Raw genomic sequence first — 17,378 nt, 5'->3', positions numbered from 1 at the left:
AGGATATGAAAATTTAAGTAAGCCGCTGTTTGTCGCCATCAATAGGTAATATCTGCCCTGAAATGGAACTCGCACTGTCTGATGCCAGAAAAACACAAAGATCTGCAATGTGTTTTGGATTGACAAAATGTTTTAGCGATTGATTGGCTAAAGCATTTTGCGTCGCTTCATCCAGCGAAATATTCATGGCATCTGCACGTGCTTGCAATACCCGTTGTACACGTTCGCCATCAACTGCACCCGGAAGTACTGCATTTACACGAATATCAAAGGCACCTAATTCCATCGAAAGGGTTTTGGTAAAACCAATTATTCCCCATTTTGAAGTTGAATAGGCCAATCTAAAGGGATAGCCCATGCGTCCAGCAATGGAAGAAAGATTGATGATCACACCAGATGGTGATTGCTTTAAATAAGGAATAGCCAATTTGGTCATCATAAAAGTACTGTTCAAATTCAGATTTAAAACCTGCGTCCAGTCTTCAAAACTCAGTTCTTCTGCTGCAACGGTTGGGCCAGAAACTCCAGTGTTATTGACTAAAATGTCCAATCCACCCAATTGCCGTAAGACACTTTCAAACATTGAAGGAATAGCATCCATTTGGCCAAGATCACAGCAGGCGATATGCAATTGTGGATAGTCCTGTTTAAACAGCTTTAAACTATCTTCATTAATATCGCAGACGAAAACCTCATCATCTTGTTTTAAAAAAGCTTCAGCAATACAGCGGCCAATTCCTGAGCCACCCGCACTAATAAGAACTTTACGTGCCATTATTTCATTCCCTAAATATTCGTCTATGAAGATTTATTTACCTTGGTAAGATGGTTTGCGTTTTTCAATAAACGCACTGATACCTTCATTTTTATCTTCAGTCGAGAACAGTAATTGGAATGATTTGCGCTCTAAAGTTAAACCTGCATTCAATGGCACATCTTCGCTCATTAAGGCAACTTCTTTGATTTGCTGTAAAGCAATCGGTGGCATTTTTGCTAGACTTTGTGCCATTTTGATTGCAGTTGGAATTGTTTGATCATCTTCGGTTACTTGAGAAACCAGACCAATCACATAGGCTTCTTCTGCTGGAACCATTGCACCCGTCATAATCATACGCATGGCATGGAATTTTCCAACGGCGCGGAATAAACGTTGTGTACCGCCTGCACCAGGCATTAAACCAACTTTAATTTCAGGCTGTCCGAAAATTGCACCCTTACCTGCAATGATGATGTCACTGTGCATAGCAAGTTCACACCCGCCACCTAACGCATAACCATTTACAGCCGCAATTACAGGTTTTGGACATTGTGCGATAGCATTCCAGTAACGTTCGGTATGGCGAAACATCATTTCTGTTGAAGTCGCAGTTGCCATTTCTTTAAGATCAGCACCAGCTGCAAAAACTTCGTCGCCGCCTGTCAAAACGATCGCGTTGATGTGTTCATTAAAACTGAGTTCATTAAATGCTTGTGCAAGTTGTTTACGTACTTCTGTATTTAATGCATTTTTTGATTCTGGACGATGAATTTTGACAATTGCAATCTTCTCTATGGAATAGTCTATTTCAACAAAATTATCCTTTTTAATTTCTGTCATTTTTGCATCCTTTGTTTCGCACATCAAAACTGTATTCCTCATATAATGCTTAAATAGTAAAAATTTTCAAGTGCTTTTTCTTACATATTCTTATTGTATCGCAAGGATAAATAATAACTGCTTGAAATATAAGCACCATATGGTTATTAATTTCGTTAAACGAAATTTATTTTTAAAAAGTATTGAAATGTTGGTTTTAATTCTCGTAGTATGAAACCAATCAAACGCAGAACTAAATTTTGTGAAACCTTGTGAACTGGCTAATTTGCGAAACAGTCAGTGAAAACAGCGAAACATATGAAATGGGAGATCGCTCATGATCCGCGATGAAGGAATGTTGCAACAATTACTCTCGACTATTCGAGATTTTGTAAAGAATGAACTAGTTCCAAGAGAACATGAAGTTGATGAACTCAATGATATTCCACAAGATGTTATTGAAAAAATGCGTGAGTTGGGTCTATTTGGATTAACTATTCCCGAAGAATACGGTGGTATGGGCCTCACCATGGAAGAAGAGGTCAATGTCGCTTTTGAGTTGGGACATACTTCTCCAGCATTTCGATCGTTAATTGGTACAAATAACGGAATTGGCTCAAGCGGTTTGATTATTGATGGTACTGAAGAGCAAAAACAAAAATATTTACCACGTTATGCCAGCGGTGAAATTATCGGTTCATTTTGTTTGACCGAACCAGAAGCGGGTTCAGATGCTGGTTCATTGAAAACCAACGCAGTAAAAGATGGTGATTTTTATATCTTAAATGGTACAAAACGTTTTATTACCAACGCACCACGAGCTTCAACTTTTACCGTTATGGCACGTACTAACCCAGAAATTAAAGGGGCAGGCGGTATTTCTGCATTTTTGGTTGAAGCAAATACACCTGGGATTTCACTGGGCAAAATCGATAAAAAAATGGGGCAAAAAGGTTCCCATACCTGTGACGTCATTTTTGAAAACTGCCGTATTCCTGCCTCTGCTTTAATTGGTGGTGTTGAGGGTGTTGGCTTTAAAACAGCGATGAAAGTCTTGGATAAAGGTCGTCTACATATTGGCGCATATAGTGTTGGTGTTGCAGAACGTATGTTGGATGATGCATTGCTTTATGCAGTTGAGCGTAAGCAATTTGGTCAGCCGATTGCAAATTTCCAACTTATTCAAGCCATGCTCGCAGATTCTAAAGCGGAAATTTATGCTGCCAAATGTATGGTTTTAGATGCAGCACGTCGTCGTGATGCAGGTCAGAACATAAGTACCGAAGCATCATGCGCCAAAATGTTTGCGACTGAAATGTGTGGTCGTGTTGCAGATCGTTGTGTGCAAATTCATGGGGGCGCGGGTTATATCAGCGAATACTCAATTGAACGTTTTTATCGTGATGTACGTTTATTCCGTCTTTATGAAGGTACAACTCAGATTCAACAAATCATTATTGCGAAAAATATGATTAAGGAAGTGACTGCTTAACTTTTTAGTGAAGTAAACATGAGGCAATTGGATGCCTCATGTATTTTTGTCTGAGGAAAGAGACATGACAACAGATACAATTACATCAAGTAGTACAATACAGGCGATTCAAACGCCTAGGAAAATCTGGATTACCGCCTTTATATTTGCTTTCCTTGCTTTACTCTGTGATGGTGCAGATTTGGGCTTTTTGGCTCTGAGTTTAACCAGTCTTAAAACAGAATTTCATCTTACTGGGGTACAAGCGGGAACATTAGGTAGTTTAACCTTATTTGGTTCAGCCATTGGTGGTTTATTTGGTGGATGGGCCTGCGACCGTTTTGGTCGTGTGCGTATTATTGTTTTTTTTATTGCCTATTCTTCGATTTTGACTTGTGCCTTGGGTTTTACTCATTCTTTTGAACAGTTTGCCATTGTACGTGTGTTTGGCTCTATGGGTTTAGGGGCTCTCTATATTGCCTGTAATGTACTCATGTCTGAAATGGTACCAACTAAACATCGTACTACAGTGCTCGCTGCTTTAATGACGGGTTATACACTGGGTTCATTATTGGCCACGCTTTTGGCTGGTCATATTATTCCAGATCATGGTTGGCGCTATTTATACTGGTTATCTATCACTCCAATTGTATTGTCTTTCTTTATGTATTTCATGGTGCCTGAACCAGAATCATGGAAAAAATCTCGCCAGATCCGAGCTGCTCAAACGGATGGCGGTATGAAAGCAGTAAAGCGTGAAAATCCGTACCGTGAAATCTTTAAAGAAAAGAAACATGGAATTATGTTTTTGCTTTGGGTTATCAGTACTGGCGCATTACAGTTTGGCTATTATGGTGTAAGTAACTGGTTACCAGCTTATCTAGAGTCTGAGCTCGGCATTAAATTTAAAGAAATGGCAATGTATATGGTGGGTACCTTCATCATTATGATCTTTGCCAAAATTATTGCTGGGATGATTGCTGATCGCTTGGGTCGTCGTGCTGTATTTGCCTTCGGAACGATTGGTACTGCGTTGTTTATTCCAGTAATCGTGTATCTGAATACACCTGTGAATATTCTTTGGCTAATGCTGTTTTTTGGTTTCCTTTACGGTATTCCTTACGCTATCAATGCCACGTATATGACAGAAAGCTTTCCAACCTCTATTCGTGGTTCGGCAGTTGGTGGTGCATACAATGTCGGTAAAGTTCTGTCTATTTTCTCTCCACTTACTATTGGTTATTTATCACAAAACGGTTCGATTGGCTTAGGTCTGTTGGTCATGGCAGGTGCTTATTTTATTTGCGGTGTGATTCCTCTGTTATTTATTAAAGACCGACTGTTTAACCCGCAAAAAGCCGATTAAAAGCTCATTAAGTAACGATATATTTTAAGGACAAAGGTATAAATCGCATGGTAAATAAAATCACGACTAATATCGAGTCAGTTCTGCGCAGTATTCCAGATGGTTCAACCATCATGGTCAGTGGTTTTGGTGTCACAGGGCAACCTGCTGAACTTATTGAAGCCATGATTGATTGTGGGCCAAAAGAACTTACAGTCATTAATAACAATGCTGCTTCGGGCGATCATGGTTTAACCAAACTGTTACTTTCTGGTCTGGTAAAAAAAATGATCTGTTCCTTTCCAAAGTCAGCAGGTTCTACCATTTTTCAGGATTTATATCGTGCTGGAAAAATTGAATTAGAACTGGTACCTCAAGGCAACCTTGCCTGTCGGATTCAAGCTGCGGGTGCAGGTTTAGGGGCAATTTTTACCCCAACAGGCTACGGCACCAAAATCGCTGAAGGAAAAGAAACCCGGAATATTAATGGCAAGAATTATGTACTCGAATATCCGCTTGAAGCTGATTTTGCCTTGATTTATGCCGATAAAGCCGATCGATGGGGCAATTTAACCTATCGAAAAGCAGCACGTAACTTTGGCCCGATTATGGCGAAAGCTGCTAAAACCAGCATTGTACAGGTACATGATGTAGTTGAGTTGGGAAGTCTTGATCCTGAATGCATTATTACACCAGGAATATTTGTGCAACATGTCGTGAAAGTGGGAGATATCTGATGACCATTCAAAAGAGAAGTCGCGAAGAAATTGCCGCTGTAATTGCTCAAGATATTCCTGATGGTTCATATGTCAATTTAGGCATTGGTTTACCAACCAATGTGGCCAAATATTTACCAAAGGACAAGGAAATCTTTTTACACTCTGAAAATGGCGTATTGGCTTTCGGCCCACCACCCGTAGCAGGTGAAGAAGATCCTGATTTGGTTAATGCAGGCAAAGAGCTGGTGACTTTATTACCTGGTGGTTGCTTTATGCATCATGGAGATTCCTTTGACATCATGCGTGGTGGACATTTGGATATTTGTGTTCTCGGTGCATTTCAGGTTGCTGTAAATGGTGATTTGGCGAATTGGCATACAGGTAAGGAAGATGACGTTCCTGCGGTAGGAGGTGCAATGGACCTTGCGGTTGGTGCAAAACGTATCTTTGTTTATATGGAACATACCACCAAAAAGGGTGAGGCCAAAATTGTCAATCAACTGACCTATCCTATTACAGGTGAGCAATGCGTGGATCGTATCTATACCGATTTGTGCATTATTGAGCTTAAAAATGGTCAAGCGCATGTCATTGAAATGGTGGACGGTCTGAATTTAGATGAACTTCAGGCAGTCACCGCATGCCCACTGATCGATGCTCGTATTTAAATTTTAATTTCTTTTTTAATTTAACCTGTATATGGCAATCGGATTTAACAGGGGCATATACAGGTGAATCTATCTAACAGATATCTTTAAGGAATAAAGATGAAAAAACTTATGTTGGCTGTAGCCTGCGCTACGGCTTCAGGGGCGCTTTTTGCAAATTCTACCGATACGACTGAACAACGTATTAATGCGCTGGAAAATGAATTGCAGCGATTAAAAGCAGAATTGAATGCGCAAAAAAATACGCAACAAGATTTACAAGTCAAACAGCAAAAAATTGAAGAAAATACCGAAAAATTAAAAACCTCTACGTGGACAGATAATGTCGATTTTTATGGCATTTTACGTATGGATGCCGCAGTTGATTTTAAATCTGCACCGACAGCACGTGGACGTACTTCAGGTAAAATTAACGCCGCGCCATATGACTTAAACAACCACACACGCTCAGATGTATCTATTGCTGCAACTCGATTTGGTGTCAATATCAAAAATTTGGGAGGAAATGACAAAGTTCAAGCCAAACTTGAGGGTGATTTCTGGGCCAATGGAGGTAAGGGCGAGGGTGCATTCCGTGTCCGTCATGCCTACGTGACTTTTGACAATTGGTTATTTGGTCAGACATGGTCACTTATGTCAAATATGGAAACTGCTACTGAATCGGTTGACTTCACTCAGTTGTTAGGTATTTCCTACACTCGTTTGCCGCAAATTCGTTATGAATGGAAATTTAATCCGCAGCATACCTTGGATGTTGCCGCAGAATATACCAGTGATCGTACTTCGGCATTGCCATCATTAACCGCCAAGTATCTTTATAAACAAGACGGACTATTAGCTTTGGCCCAAGGTTTCGTGAATGAAAAAGAGGCTGAAATTGATAATGATCAACTGAAAAAGACCAGTTGGGGCGTTGGAGCAGGATTTAAATATCGTTTTAATCCTAAGCAAAGTGTACAAGCCAATTATTTCCATATCAAAGGTGACCAGAAATTTGTGCCTTATAGCACCCAAGGTTCAACTTCTGATGGCAGTGCATGGGGCGGCGATTATTCAGTAAATACGGATCAATCATCTTTACTGTTAAGCGAGTATGATACATTTACATTGGGGTATTCACATCGATTTAATGAATCTTGGCGTAGCAGTATTGCCGCATCTATTTTTAATTATGATGATGATAATGCCTATGCCAAAGCCAATCCAACGGCAAATAAACGTTTAACTGATTATGTTATCAATGCCTTTTATACCCCTACTAACAATGTAGATTTAGGTCTTGAATATCATCATGGTAAACGTGAAAGTTTTGATGATAAAGAAGCAGATATTTCACGTATCAACTTCGTTTCAATGTATAAGTTCTAATATCAGTATTTGAGAAAAAATGTCTAAAATAATTCCATCCAGTACAGAACATATGGATATGTCTAAAGGTCTGGTGTTTATACTGGCAATGACTTGCGGTATTTGTGCTGGGTCGAATTATTATAATCAACCGTTGATTTATTCGATTGCGCAGGCATTGGGTGTCAATCCTGATCAAGCTGCACTGGTGATTGTGATTGGGCAGCTTTCCTATGCAATAGGTTTATTTATATTAGTTCCTTTAGGCGATTTATTTGAAAAACGTTCTTATATTGTTTTACTAATGTCCTGTACAGGTTTGGCTCAGATAGGTCTTTCCTTTAGCCCAAATCTGAGCGCACTTTATAGTTTAACTTTTCTTTCCACGTTTTTTTCAGTTTCAACTCAGGTTTTAGTTCCCTTTGCGGCTGGATTAGTTACCCCACAAAAAAGTCCGCAAGTCGTAGGTTCACTCATGAGTGGACTGTTTATGGGAATTTTGTTGGCACGATCCATCGCTGGACTTTTATCAACTATTTGGTCTTGGCATGCCGTTTATGTATTGAGTGGTTTTATTATTCTGACTTTTGCCTGTATTGTCTGGTTTAAGTTACCCATTGCTAAAAAAACAGCCCCTTTAAAAGTCTGGCAAATTTATGCTTCTTTATTTACTTTGGCTGTAGAACAACCTCATTTAATTCGTCGTGGTCTAGTTGGGGGGATTGGCTTTGGAATATTAGCACTCATCTTTACCACGATGACTTTTTTACTCGCCAATGCTCCCTATCATTTTAATGATTTCCAGATTGGATTATTTGGTATTGTGGGCTTAGCAGGCGTATTTGCAACACCTTGGGCTGGTAAAAAAATTGCACATCAGCAAGAAAATATCACCGCGCTCATTAGCCTGACTCTTTTAGTTTTGGCTTGGTTTCCCTTGTTTTTTGCCCAAAAGTTTTTAGTGTTATATGCCTTTGGCGTGATTTTAGCTTATTTCGGATTGTCGGCACTGCATGTACTCAATCAAAATCTAGTCTATCGGATTTCGGCTCAAGCGCGTTCGCGTATTAATTCTATTTATATGACGTTTTATTTTGGTGGAGCCGCTTTAGGATCATTTATTGCGGTTTATACATGGAAGCATTATGGGTGGATCGCATGTGCCTGTATTGGTTTATGTATGGCGATGATTAGCTGTATGATTGATCGTTATGATTTTTATAAAATGCGCCAGCCTCATAAAAGTGGATTAAGCAATCAAGCTTAATCCGGTGATTGATTAACGACGAATAATCATGAATGTTGCTGAGGCAAAAGCATAAATTTTCCCATTATCATCGACAATTTTGCCTTCGGTGGTAATGATATTACGACCAGCATTAATCAGTTCGCCATGTGCATAGTAAGCAGTATCTATCTGCATCGGGCGAATCATTTTGACATTTAAATCAATCGTACCGTAACCCACATTTGCATGCAGTACCGAATGTGCAGCACCCCCTGTTGCTGTATCTAATGCAGTGGCACAAAAACCGCCATGTACGCCCCCTTGCACATTTAAGTGGGTTTTATTAGGTGTTACTTTATAAGTTACTTTGCCTTCTGAGGCTTCAATAAGCTGCATAGGCAGAGTTTGGGCCATGGGTGACGAAGAAACTTCGCCATTTTTAAGAGAATTTAAGAATTCTAAGCCTGTTTGAGGTGCTTGCATGGTTCATCCTTGCTATAAAACATGGAAAATACCTTACTATAAAAATCATATTTTCGGAATATTATTTTGCATAACAAAAATTGAACCATAAATAGTAAAAGCAGGTGGTTTTGCAGATTTTATATATAATTAATTGTATTTTATACATTAATTTTAATAAATTTATTTTTATAAAAAATCATATTAATTTATAACGGTAATAAAAATTAAATTTTGCAGAAATAAATTTTGCAATATGAAATTTTTTTAGATATTTTTAGTAAATGAGGAAATGAATTTCAAGAAACTTAAAACATGCTTTTAAGTTAAACAGAGAATTAAGGAAATAGGATATGCCTGCATATAAAGCTCCCATACGCGATATACAATTTGTTATGCATGAAGTATTTGATGCGGAACAAAATTATCAAGGATTTCCAGAATATGCGGATCAACTGACGCGCGATGTACTTGATCAATATTTAGAGGCGACAGCAGATTTTTGTGAAAATGAATTGGCGCCACTAAATCAGTCAGGTGACCAAGAAGGTTGTCATCTAAACCAAGGCGTCGTTACCACGCCTAAAGGCTTTAAACAAGCACATCAAAAATATGCTGAACTAGGTTTTACATCGTTAACCGCAGATTCAGCATACGGTGGACAGGGTTTACCTACTTCTTTACGCATTGCATTATCTGAAATGTTATACGGCTCAAACTGGGCATGGTCGATGTATCAGGGGCTGTCTCACGGAGCAATGCGTACACTGGAACATCATGGAACTGACCAGCAAAAACAGCAGTTCTTACCGAAGTTGATTGCGGGAACATGGATGGGAACCATGTGTTTAACTGAATCCCATGCGGGTTCTGATTTAGGTTTAATCCGAACTAAAGCGGAACCACAGGCCGATGGAAGTTATGCGATTACTGGCGAAAAAATCTTTATTTCAGCTGGGGAGCATGATCTGGCCGAAAACATTGTGCATATCGTATTGGCACGTTTACCCCAAGCACCCGCAGGAACAAAAGGGATTTCCTTGTTTATTGTGCCAAAGTTTAATGTCGATGAATCTGGCAATATTCAGGATCGCAATCAAGTGGTCTGTAGCGCGATTGAACATAAAATGGGGATTCATGGCAATGCCACCTGTGTAATGAATTTTGATGCAGCCAAAGGTTATTTGATTGGCCCTGAAAACCGCGGTTTAAATTGTATGTTTACCTTTATGAATACAGCACGTATTGGTACAGCCGTACAAGGGGTAGCTGCCTCACAAATGGCGTTTCAGGGCGCATTAAACTATGCTAAAGACCGTTTGGCCATGCGTGCTCTGGGTAGTGCAAAATTTCCAGAGAAAAATGCCGATCCGATTATTGTGCATCCTGCGGTTCGTAGCATGTTAATGACACAAAAAGCGTTTGCAGAAGGTGGTCGTGCACTGGTGTATTTTTTAGCCCAACATGCCGATATCATTGAGCATTCATACGACTCTCAAGCTAAACAATTTTCTGATGAGCTTCTTGCGTTTCTTACCCCAATTGCCAAAGCATTCTTGACCGAAACAGGCAATGAGTCCGCCAAACATGGTGTGCAAATTTTTGGTGGGCACGGTTTTATTGTGGAGCATGGCATGGAACAGATTGTCCGTGATGCTCGTATCTCGAGCTTATATGAAGGAACGACTGAAATTCAATCCTTAGATTTGCTCGCGCGTAAAGTACTAAAGTCTGAAAATAAATTGCTAAAAAATATGATTGATTTAATTGAAAAATTTATCAGTGAAAATCAGACAAATTCAGTTTTAAAATCATATGTGGATCAGTTATCTCAGTTAAAAACTGAATGGTTGGATCTCACTCAGCACATTGCAGAAAAAGCAAACAATCATCCAGACGAAATTGGCGCAGCATCTGTCGACTATCTTTATTACTCAAGCTATATCGTTTTCGCTTATTTGTGGGCACGTATGGCAAAAATTGCGCAACAAAAATTAGAGGATGGCACAACCGAACATAAGTTTTACCAGGCTAAACTCAGAACAGCCCAGTTTTTTTATGACAAGTTATTAAATCGGACTCAACAGCATGCAGCCTCCATTAAATCAGGGGCCGAATCTGTCATGGCGCTAGATGCAGAAGATTTTGCTTTTTAAAGATAAAGGGATATAGAGAGGGTGAAAAACCATCTTTTAAACTGTAAGGATTTGATATGGATTTTCAATATATATTGACGCATGTTGAACGCAGAATTGCATATTTAACATTGAATCGACCTGAAGTCTTAAATAGTTTTAATGAACAAATGCATCAGGAAGTTGCTTTTATTCTGGATCACTGGCAACAATCTGAGCAAATTAAAGTGATCGTTATCACCGGTATGGGGAAAGGTTTTTGTGCGGGGCAGGATTTATCAGCGCGAAAACCTGAAATGATTGAACATCCAGACTACGATGCTGGCGCTTCTCTTGAGAAATACTATAATCCGCTTATTTTAAAAATTGCTCAGATGCCTAAAGTCGTGATTGCTGCGGTGAATGGCGTAGCAGCTGGTGCTGGAGCCAATATTGCATTGGCATGCGATGTCGTGGTGGCCAAACAATCTGCTTCATTTATTCAGTCATTTTCTAAAGTGGGTTTAATTCCTGATGCAGGTGGAACATGGATATTACCTCGTTTAGTTGGTCATGCCAGAGCAAAAGCGCTGACTTTTCTTGGAAATAAATTACCCGCTGATAAGGCATTACAATGGGGCATGATTTGGGAGGTGTATCCAGATGATGAATTCCAGAATCAAGTAAATGCCTTGGCTGAAACTTTGGCCTTACAGCCATCTTCATCGGTCAGACTAATTAAAAAAGCATTGAATCTGTCAGGACAAAACTCGCTTGAACAACAACTAAATCTTGAGCGAGACTTGCAAAAAGAAGCGGGAAAATCGACAAATTATCGAGAAGGTGTTCAAGCGTTTATGCAAAAACGTTCAGCCAATTTTGATTAGATAATCACGATTTTATTCATGATAAATACAGAAAAAGGATGCTGTGATGTCAAGTTTACAACAACAGGTTTCAGCAACTGAATGGGCTGCCAGATGTCAATTGGCGGCGTTATATCGGTTGATTGCTTATTATCGTATGACAGACTTAATTGACACGCATATTAGCTTACGTGTTCCTGACGAAGATGGTCATTTTTTAATTAATCAATATGGCATTCCTTTTGAAAAAATGACGGCATCTCATTTGGTCAAGATTGATTATGACGGCAATATTGTTGCTACTCATGATCAAGGAAAAATGGTCAATGTAGCAGGGTTTGTGATTCATTCTGCTATTCATTCCGCACGACAGGATTTACATTGTGTGATTCATACGCATACAGCTGATGGAATTGCCGTGTCAGCGCAAAAACAGGGATTATTGCCGATCTCGCAACATGCATTGAAATTTTATAACAAAATCAGTTATCACGATTATGAAGGGGTTGCTTTATTGACGGAAGAACGTGAACGTTTAATACAGGATTTTGGACAAAATCGGGTAATGATTTTACGCAATCATGGTTTGTTGGCTGCTGGAGATAATGTTCAACGGGCTTTTCATGAAATTTACTTTTTGGAACGTGCCTGTCAGGCACAAATTAAAGCACTTGCCGGTGGCTGTGAATTAAATATTCCAAGCCAACGAGTCTGTGAACATACAACTGCACAATTTGAGTCCAAAGCCATTGAACGTATTATCTCAAATGCGTGGAATGCAGCGTTGTCCTTGATTGAGGGACAAAAAGAGGAATATTGCTCATGATCATCATCGCAACGACTGTCCCTAAAGTACAAAAATGGCTTGAAGATGCATTGGCCGAATACGCACCACAAGATGCTTATTGTTTAGCGCATAGTGAACAAGCCCAGCAGGCAACTACAGCTATTTCATGGTTTCCAGATCTGGATTATCTTGAAACTTTACCCAATCTTAAACTGATCCATTCAATGGCGGCTGGCGTTGAACACTTAAATTTAAAACGCATTGGTGAGCGTTATGCGGTTTGTCGTGTTGTAGATGAACATCATCAAAAAGGTATGTACGATTATTTGCAATGGTGTGTCTTGTATTATCAACGTTTTTTTGATGTCTTGATCGCGCAACAACAGCAGCAACGCTGGAAGCAACCTCCGCAAAAATCCAGTTCAGAGGTCAAAATCGGAATTATGGGTTTAGGACAAATGGGCGGCTTTATGGCTGAAAAATTTGCCCAACTGGGATATCAGGTTTCAGGTTGGTCAAGAAGCTTAAAGCAGATACAAGGCGTAACTTGCTACGCGGGTAATGAACAAAAAAAGGATTTTCTTGCAAACAGTGAAATTTTGATTAATCTATTACCTTTGACTGAAGATAATTTTGGCATATTAAATGCTGAATTATTTCAACAACTTCCTCGCGCTGCTTGTATTATAAATTGTGGCCGTGGACAACATTTAAATGAACAGGATTTACTAGAAGCACTCAATTCTGAACAACTACGAGGTGCTATTTTAGATGTGTTTACAAAAGAACCGTTAGCTCAGGATCATCCTTTCTGGCAGCATTCTAAAGTTTTGGTTACGCCCCACGTCGCTTCACATGCACCGTGGTCGGCAGTTATTGGACAAATCATTGAAAATGACAATCGTGTGCAGCAAGGGCGGTCATTGGTCAATCAAGTCAATGTCGTAAAAGGGTATTAAGATTTGCTTTGAATCGAAGGAAAGATGAAGGTTGCATTCAACTTTCATCTTTTATTTAAAACGACTATTTAAAAATATTAAACAACGTCTAAGGTTTTAGGCTGCTCTAAAACATCCGTTACTTGTTCAATAAAGTGTCTGAGATTACCACTCCAACTTTGTGGTTTGTTGGCGATTAGATACGTATTAATTTTACCAATTTGATCATCAATCTCAAAAAATTGTAGTTCATCTTTATAAGATGATTTTTCAATATAAGAACGTGGCAATATTGCATAACCCATGCCCAAATGCACACAGCTTAAGATTGCATCCAGATTTCCCATCTCAGTCAGTTGTGAAGGCGGCAAGTCATAGCGTTGTAAAAAAGATTCAATACATTTTCGATAAAAACAGCCCTGACGAATTGCAAGGAATGGAGTATTTAACAATACTCTCTTGTCTGGAAATTTATTTATTTCCGTGGGGCAAATTAACACCAAATGTTCCGTCCAAACATGCACATTATAAAAGTCAGGCAATGCTTGTGAACTGGCAATAAAAGCACAATCGAGCTCACCCGCATAAACGCGGTCAATCAGCTCACGTGTTGTGCCAGTATTTAGATGCAATCGTAATTTAGGTAATTGCATAACTATCGATTTAAATAATTGGGGCAGACGCGTTGCTGCGGTGGTTTCCATGCTGCCAATTTTTAATGGAATGTCATGGCATAAAACTTGATTTGAAAAGTGAAATTTAGCTTGTTGATGCAGCGCAACCATTTGTTCTGCATAATAATATAATTGCTGGCCTGCACTGGTCGGGCGAATGGGAGATTGACGTGACAGCAATTCACAATTTAATTCATCTTCGAGCTTTTTTATATGATTAGTAATATTGGATTGGACGGTATGCATCTGAATCGCTGCATGAGAAAAACTGCCACATTCCAGTACTTTTAAAAAAATTTCCAAGGATTTTAACTGCATTGCTGTGGTCTCAAAAAGTAGGCCTATCTCAAAATAAGATACCAACTATCAGTATAAATCATTTTACCAGATACAAATAACACGATTTAATCAATTAAGTTTAAACAGGATTCAACGTATGCAAAATACTTCCAGATTATTTTGGGTGGCCTTTTTGTCAACCTGTCTGGGAATCGGGTTATTTAGATTTTCCTATACTTCTTTAATGCCGCTTTTGGTTGAACAAAAATGGTTTACTGCAACATTTGCAAGTTATTTAAGCAGTGCAAATTTATTGGGTTATCTGCTGGGCGCCCTATTGGCACATCCTGTTTCCAGATATATTCAGCCTAGAATATTGATTATTGTTAGCGCATTTTTAGGTGCTTTTAGTCTTATATTGTGTGCAATACAGGGCTTGCCTGATGCTTTATACATTATCTTTCGGGTGTTCTCAGGAATCGCAGGTAGTACTTTGATGGTACTTGCACCTAGTTATGCATTGAAACGAGTGGTAATCGAATTACGTCCCAAGCTGAGTATGATCGCTTTTAGTGGAATAGGCGCAGGGGTTGTAATTTCAACATTTATTGTCCCTTATGCAGCACATATTAATGTCGGGTTAGGTTGGTTATTTCTAGGAATTTTAAGCCTTTTCTGTAGTGTCGTAATTTTAATTGGATTACGCCATCAACCTGAGCTAATTGAAACAGCACATGCTTATGAATCCATTATTATTAAATCAGACAAACGAATTCTAGCAGCCACTTTTATTACTGTTGCATATGCTCTAAGTGCGATTGCTTATATTCCACATAGCCTTTTTTGGATTGATTTTATACAACATGAATTACATCAAAGTGTTCAATTTGCCAATCAACAATGGGCCTTTTATGGAATAGGATCCATGTTAGGAGCTGTGTTTGCTTTTTATTGTGTTAAATATTGGCAACTTACAGGGGCGTTATGGCGTTGTTATTTACTTTATAGTCTGGCAATTTTTATCCCAGTCTATTTTCATACTTTTTATAGTCTGGCTGTTTCCTCTTTTTTAACGGGTTTGTTAAATCCAGCTGTGGTTTCACTGAGTTCAAGTGCTTTATTAACAATATTAGGTACTCAAAATCATCAATATGCCTGGAGTATAGCCACTGCTGCCTTTGCAACAGCACAACTTTTGGGTGGCGTTGTCATGAGTTTTTTACATACTCATGGCAGTTATTACACACATTTATTTTTCCTTGGTGCCGTTATTATGGTGGTTGCTTTGGCTTGTAGCTTGTGTTTTTACACGATTCAAAAATCACATTTGAATGGGTTAAGAGGGGAAGGTTAATGCATTATGTTTTTGGGGTTTTACGTATCCTTATGATATTGATGATAAGCATGATTATTCTTCTGGGTTTATCAACATGGGATAACTTTTTTAGTCCTGAATATTTGAACGAGTCTAGAGAGCATTTCTTACAATAAAATTCAAATATATGAATCAATATTGAATCTTCATTCAAGACTAAATCGTCATATAAAATGAAGATTCACATAAACTATCTAAATACTATTCAGTGTTTGAATTTTAAAGAATGATGCATATTAACGCAGTACTGAATTTATTTAATAAATTTGTGGCTATTTTCTCACCAATAGAGCCTATTTCGTATTTTTTGAAAAATACAAAGGTTCGATGATCGAACAGGAAGTTTAAAATTTAAATTATAAAATATTGCGTAACTCTCTGGCTGTTTCCTGTAGCAAGGGCAAGATATGCTGAATTAAATATTCCTTTGTCGTTCGCATGGTGGGAGACACAATATTAAGTGCAGCTACAACACGGGATTGTTGTCCGTAAATAGGCACTGCCAAGGCATGTACACCAAGCTCATGTTCCTCACTTGAATAACACCAGCCTTGTTCTTTAATTTCTGCTAAAAGTTTTAAAAAATCAGCATTATTTGTATAAGTGTATTTAGTCAGGCGTTGCAAGGGATGTTGCGATAACCACTCTTCTTGCTCATGGTCATCCAGATAGGCCAAAAGGATTTTACCTGCGGATGTCGCATGGGCTGGTAAACGGTTTCCCAAATGAAGCCCATAAGGATTTACACGGTCTGTTTGCTGATGTGCTGCACTTCTGGCAATAGTAATCGCTTCGTAGCCGTCTAGCACCATGACTGAATAAATAAGAGAGGTTTGTGTTGTCAACAAATTAAGTAATGGTTGGGAAATTTTGGGAAGATGAGCACCACCAAGATAAGATCCTGAGAATTTTAATATTTTTGGAGTAAGATAAAAATAATGGCCATCTGATTCGAGGTAACCAAGATATTCTAAAGTTAATAAATGGCGGCGTGCAGCCGCCCGAGTCATTCCTGTTTTTTCGGCGGCCATGGTAATATTTAGACGATGACGATCTGTACCAAAACTATCTAAAATCGCCATGCCTTTACCAATACCAGCAACAAAATCTTCATGGCGAATCGTTTTTTTGTTACTGGCATTGTGAAGAATCTTTTCTTCTTTGACTGTTTTATGATCCATATTTGCTAACATTTCCATTGCTTCATACGTTTGTCATATTGACAGCAATACTATAACGCTAAATTAGAATAACCGAACTATGTTTTGTTCGATCATCGAACAAATTATTCATACATCGAACAAAACCTACCAAACTACTCTGGAACTCAAACAAAAAATTATAAAAAATGATCAGACAAGGGAATCCTACTGAATGACTAAGGAATAGTATTTGAATTTGCATGAAATGTTCTTCCTTAGCCATATCCTAGTTTTCCACCTTTCTAATTTTGCTTGATGCACAATGGAGTTATCTAAATGATAGATAAAAGTGCAGCGACCCTACCGGAAGCGCTTTCCCAGATTAAA

Annotated in this window: 16 protein-coding genes; 11 read left to right on the top strand and 5 right to left on the bottom strand. The window is 38.7% G+C overall.

The window, feature by feature from the left end; all coding sequences use genetic code 11:
• Nucleotides 1-13 precede the first annotated feature (13 nt).
• Together IAE19_RS14550 and IAE19_RS14545 are read right to left on the bottom strand one after the other, a co-directional pair.
• Nucleotides 14-775 (bottom strand): SDR family oxidoreductase, encoded by a 762-nt coding sequence (locus IAE19_RS14550; RefSeq protein ID WP_200461632.1) that lies wholly within the window; start codon nucleotides 773-775, stop codon nucleotides 14-16.
• Between the two features lie 33 nt (nucleotides 776-808).
• A complete protein-coding gene (locus IAE19_RS14545; RefSeq protein ID WP_200461631.1) occupies nucleotides 809-1,597 on the bottom strand; it encodes an enoyl-CoA hydratase in 789 nt (262 codons plus the stop codon).
• Nucleotides 1,598-1,913: 316 nt separating this feature from the next.
• Between IAE19_RS14545 and IAE19_RS14540 the strand changes: the two genes are divergently transcribed.
• The 6 genes from IAE19_RS14540 to IAE19_RS14515 all read left to right on the top strand — a co-directional run bounded on the left by IAE19_RS14540 (nucleotide 1,914) and on the right by IAE19_RS14515 (nucleotide 8,393).
• Nucleotides 1,914-3,068: an acyl-CoA dehydrogenase family protein gene (locus IAE19_RS14540; RefSeq protein WP_200461630.1), complete on the top strand. Its 1,155-nt coding sequence runs from the start codon at nucleotides 1,914-1,916 to the stop codon at nucleotides 3,066-3,068.
• Between the two features lie 64 nt (nucleotides 3,069-3,132).
• Nucleotides 3,133-4,413 (top strand): MFS transporter, encoded by a 1,281-nt coding sequence (locus IAE19_RS14535; protein WP_200461629.1) that lies wholly within the window; start codon nucleotides 3,133-3,135, stop codon nucleotides 4,411-4,413.
• Nucleotides 4,414-4,460: 47 nt separating this feature from the next.
• Complete coding sequence (locus tag IAE19_RS14530) at nucleotides 4,461-5,129, top strand: 3-oxoacid CoA-transferase subunit A (protein WP_200461628.1); 669 nt, start codon at nucleotides 4,461-4,463, stop codon at nucleotides 5,127-5,129.
• Nucleotides 5,129-5,779: a 3-oxoacid CoA-transferase subunit B gene (locus tag IAE19_RS14525; RefSeq protein ID WP_200461627.1), complete on the top strand. Its 651-nt coding sequence runs from the start codon at nucleotides 5,129-5,131 to the stop codon at nucleotides 5,777-5,779. Before IAE19_RS14530 ends, IAE19_RS14525 begins: the two co-directional genes overlap by 1 nt.
• Before the next feature lie 99 nt (nucleotides 5,780-5,878).
• Nucleotides 5,879-7,147: a DcaP family trimeric outer membrane transporter gene (locus tag IAE19_RS14520; protein WP_200461626.1), complete on the top strand. Its 1,269-nt coding sequence runs from the start codon at nucleotides 5,879-5,881 to the stop codon at nucleotides 7,145-7,147.
• 19 nt (nucleotides 7,148-7,166) lie between these two features.
• Nucleotides 7,167-8,393 (top strand): MFS transporter, encoded by a 1,227-nt coding sequence (locus IAE19_RS14515; protein WP_200461625.1) that lies wholly within the window; start codon nucleotides 7,167-7,169, stop codon nucleotides 8,391-8,393.
• Nucleotides 8,394-8,405: 12 nt separating this feature from the next.
• On the opposite strand, the gene IAE19_RS14510 is transcribed toward IAE19_RS14515, so the two are convergent.
• Nucleotides 8,406-8,837, bottom strand: a complete 432-nt coding sequence (locus IAE19_RS14510; RefSeq protein WP_200461624.1) for a PaaI family thioesterase — start codon at nucleotides 8,835-8,837, stop codon at nucleotides 8,406-8,408.
• 332 nt (nucleotides 8,838-9,169) lie between these two features.
• On the opposite strand from IAE19_RS14510, the gene IAE19_RS14505 reads away from it, so the two are divergent.
• From IAE19_RS14505 to IAE19_RS14490, 4 genes are read left to right on the top strand one after another with little or no spacing between them, the layout of a single operon-like run.
• Nucleotides 9,170-10,972: an acyl-CoA dehydrogenase C-terminal domain-containing protein gene (locus IAE19_RS14505; RefSeq protein ID WP_200461623.1), complete on the top strand. Its 1,803-nt coding sequence runs from the start codon at nucleotides 9,170-9,172 to the stop codon at nucleotides 10,970-10,972.
• 56 nt (nucleotides 10,973-11,028) lie between these two features.
• The gene (gene paaG / locus IAE19_RS14500; RefSeq protein WP_200461622.1) at nucleotides 11,029-11,817 is read left to right on the top strand and encodes a 2-(1,2-epoxy-1,2-dihydrophenyl)acetyl-CoA isomerase PaaG; all 789 of its coding nucleotides are present in this window, start codon (nucleotides 11,029-11,031) and stop codon (nucleotides 11,815-11,817) included.
• A gap of 46 nt (nucleotides 11,818-11,863) precedes the next feature.
• Complete coding sequence (locus IAE19_RS14495; RefSeq protein WP_200461621.1) at nucleotides 11,864-12,622, top strand: class II aldolase/adducin family protein; 759 nt, start codon at nucleotides 11,864-11,866, stop codon at nucleotides 12,620-12,622.
• Nucleotides 12,619-13,542, top strand: coding sequence for a 2-hydroxyacid dehydrogenase (locus IAE19_RS14490; protein ID WP_200461620.1), 924 nt, complete (start codon nucleotides 12,619-12,621; stop codon nucleotides 13,540-13,542). Before IAE19_RS14495 ends, IAE19_RS14490 begins: the two co-directional genes overlap by 4 nt.
• A gap of 77 nt (nucleotides 13,543-13,619) precedes the next feature.
• Here IAE19_RS14490 and IAE19_RS14485 read toward each other — a convergent pair whose 3' ends face one another.
• Entirely contained in the window at nucleotides 13,620-14,513 is an 894-nt protein-coding gene (locus tag IAE19_RS14485) for a LysR family transcriptional regulator (RefSeq protein WP_200461619.1), read from the bottom strand.
• Between the two features lie 118 nt (nucleotides 14,514-14,631).
• On the opposite strand from IAE19_RS14485, the gene IAE19_RS14480 reads away from it, so the two are divergent.
• On the top strand, nucleotides 14,632-15,828 hold the full coding sequence (locus IAE19_RS14480) for a YbfB/YjiJ family MFS transporter (protein WP_200461618.1): 1,197 nt from the start codon (nucleotides 14,632-14,634) through the stop codon (nucleotides 15,826-15,828).
• A 377-nt stretch (nucleotides 15,829-16,205) separates the two neighbouring features.
• Here IAE19_RS14480 and pcaU read toward each other — a convergent pair whose 3' ends face one another.
• Entirely contained in the window at nucleotides 16,206-17,030 is an 825-nt protein-coding gene (gene pcaU, locus IAE19_RS14475) for an IclR family transcriptional regulator PcaU (protein WP_200461617.1), read from the bottom strand.
• Nucleotides 17,031-17,378: the final 348 nt, after the last annotated feature.

The sequence above is a fragment of the Acinetobacter sp. S40 genome, assembly GCF_016624705.1.
Classification (GTDB): domain Bacteria; phylum Pseudomonadota; class Gammaproteobacteria; order Pseudomonadales; family Moraxellaceae; genus Acinetobacter.
Note: the sequence above shows the minus strand (reverse complement) of the source record. Positions and strands in the feature narration are given on the sequence as shown.

What these genes read in the sequence shown, in the direction of transcription:
- IAE19_RS14515 (WP_200461625.1), top strand. Translation starts at nt 7,167, where the DNA reads ATGTCTAAAATAATTCCATCCAGTACAGAACATATGGATATGTCTAAA.
- IAE19_RS14525 (WP_200461627.1), top strand. Translation starts at nt 5,129, where the DNA reads ATGACCATTCAAAAGAGAAGTCGCGAAGAAATTGCCGCTGTAATTGCT.
- IAE19_RS14505 (WP_200461623.1), top strand. Translation starts at nt 9,170, where the DNA reads ATGCCTGCATATAAAGCTCCCATACGCGATATACAATTTGTTATGCAT.
- IAE19_RS14545 (WP_200461631.1), bottom strand. Translation starts at nt 1,597, where the DNA reads ATGACAGAAATTAAAAAGGATAATTTTGTTGAAATAGACTATTCCATA.
- paaG (WP_200461622.1), top strand. Translation starts at nt 11,029, where the DNA reads ATGGATTTTCAATATATATTGACGCATGTTGAACGCAGAATTGCATAT.
- IAE19_RS14490 (WP_200461620.1), top strand. Translation starts at nt 12,619, where the DNA reads ATGATCATCATCGCAACGACTGTCCCTAAAGTACAAAAATGGCTTGAA.
- IAE19_RS14540 (WP_200461630.1), top strand. Translation starts at nt 1,914, where the DNA reads ATGATCCGCGATGAAGGAATGTTGCAACAATTACTCTCGACTATTCGA.
- IAE19_RS14495 (WP_200461621.1), top strand. Translation starts at nt 11,864, where the DNA reads ATGTCAAGTTTACAACAACAGGTTTCAGCAACTGAATGGGCTGCCAGA.
- IAE19_RS14520 (WP_200461626.1), top strand. Translation starts at nt 5,879, where the DNA reads ATGAAAAAACTTATGTTGGCTGTAGCCTGCGCTACGGCTTCAGGGGCG.
- IAE19_RS14535 (WP_200461629.1), top strand. Translation starts at nt 3,133, where the DNA reads ATGACAACAGATACAATTACATCAAGTAGTACAATACAGGCGATTCAA.
- IAE19_RS14480 (WP_200461618.1), top strand. Translation starts at nt 14,632, where the DNA reads ATGCAAAATACTTCCAGATTATTTTGGGTGGCCTTTTTGTCAACCTGT.
- IAE19_RS14550 (WP_200461632.1), bottom strand. Translation starts at nt 775, where the DNA reads ATGGCACGTAAAGTTCTTATTAGTGCGGGTGGCTCAGGAATTGGCCGC.
- IAE19_RS14485 (WP_200461619.1), bottom strand. Translation starts at nt 14,513, where the DNA reads ATGCAGTTAAAATCCTTGGAAATTTTTTTAAAAGTACTGGAATGTGGC.
- IAE19_RS14530 (WP_200461628.1), top strand. Translation starts at nt 4,461, where the DNA reads ATGGTAAATAAAATCACGACTAATATCGAGTCAGTTCTGCGCAGTATT.
- pcaU (WP_200461617.1), bottom strand. Translation starts at nt 17,030, where the DNA reads ATGGATCATAAAACAGTCAAAGAAGAAAAGATTCTTCACAATGCCAGT.
- IAE19_RS14510 (WP_200461624.1), bottom strand. Translation starts at nt 8,837, where the DNA reads ATGCAAGCACCTCAAACAGGCTTAGAATTCTTAAATTCTCTTAAAAAT.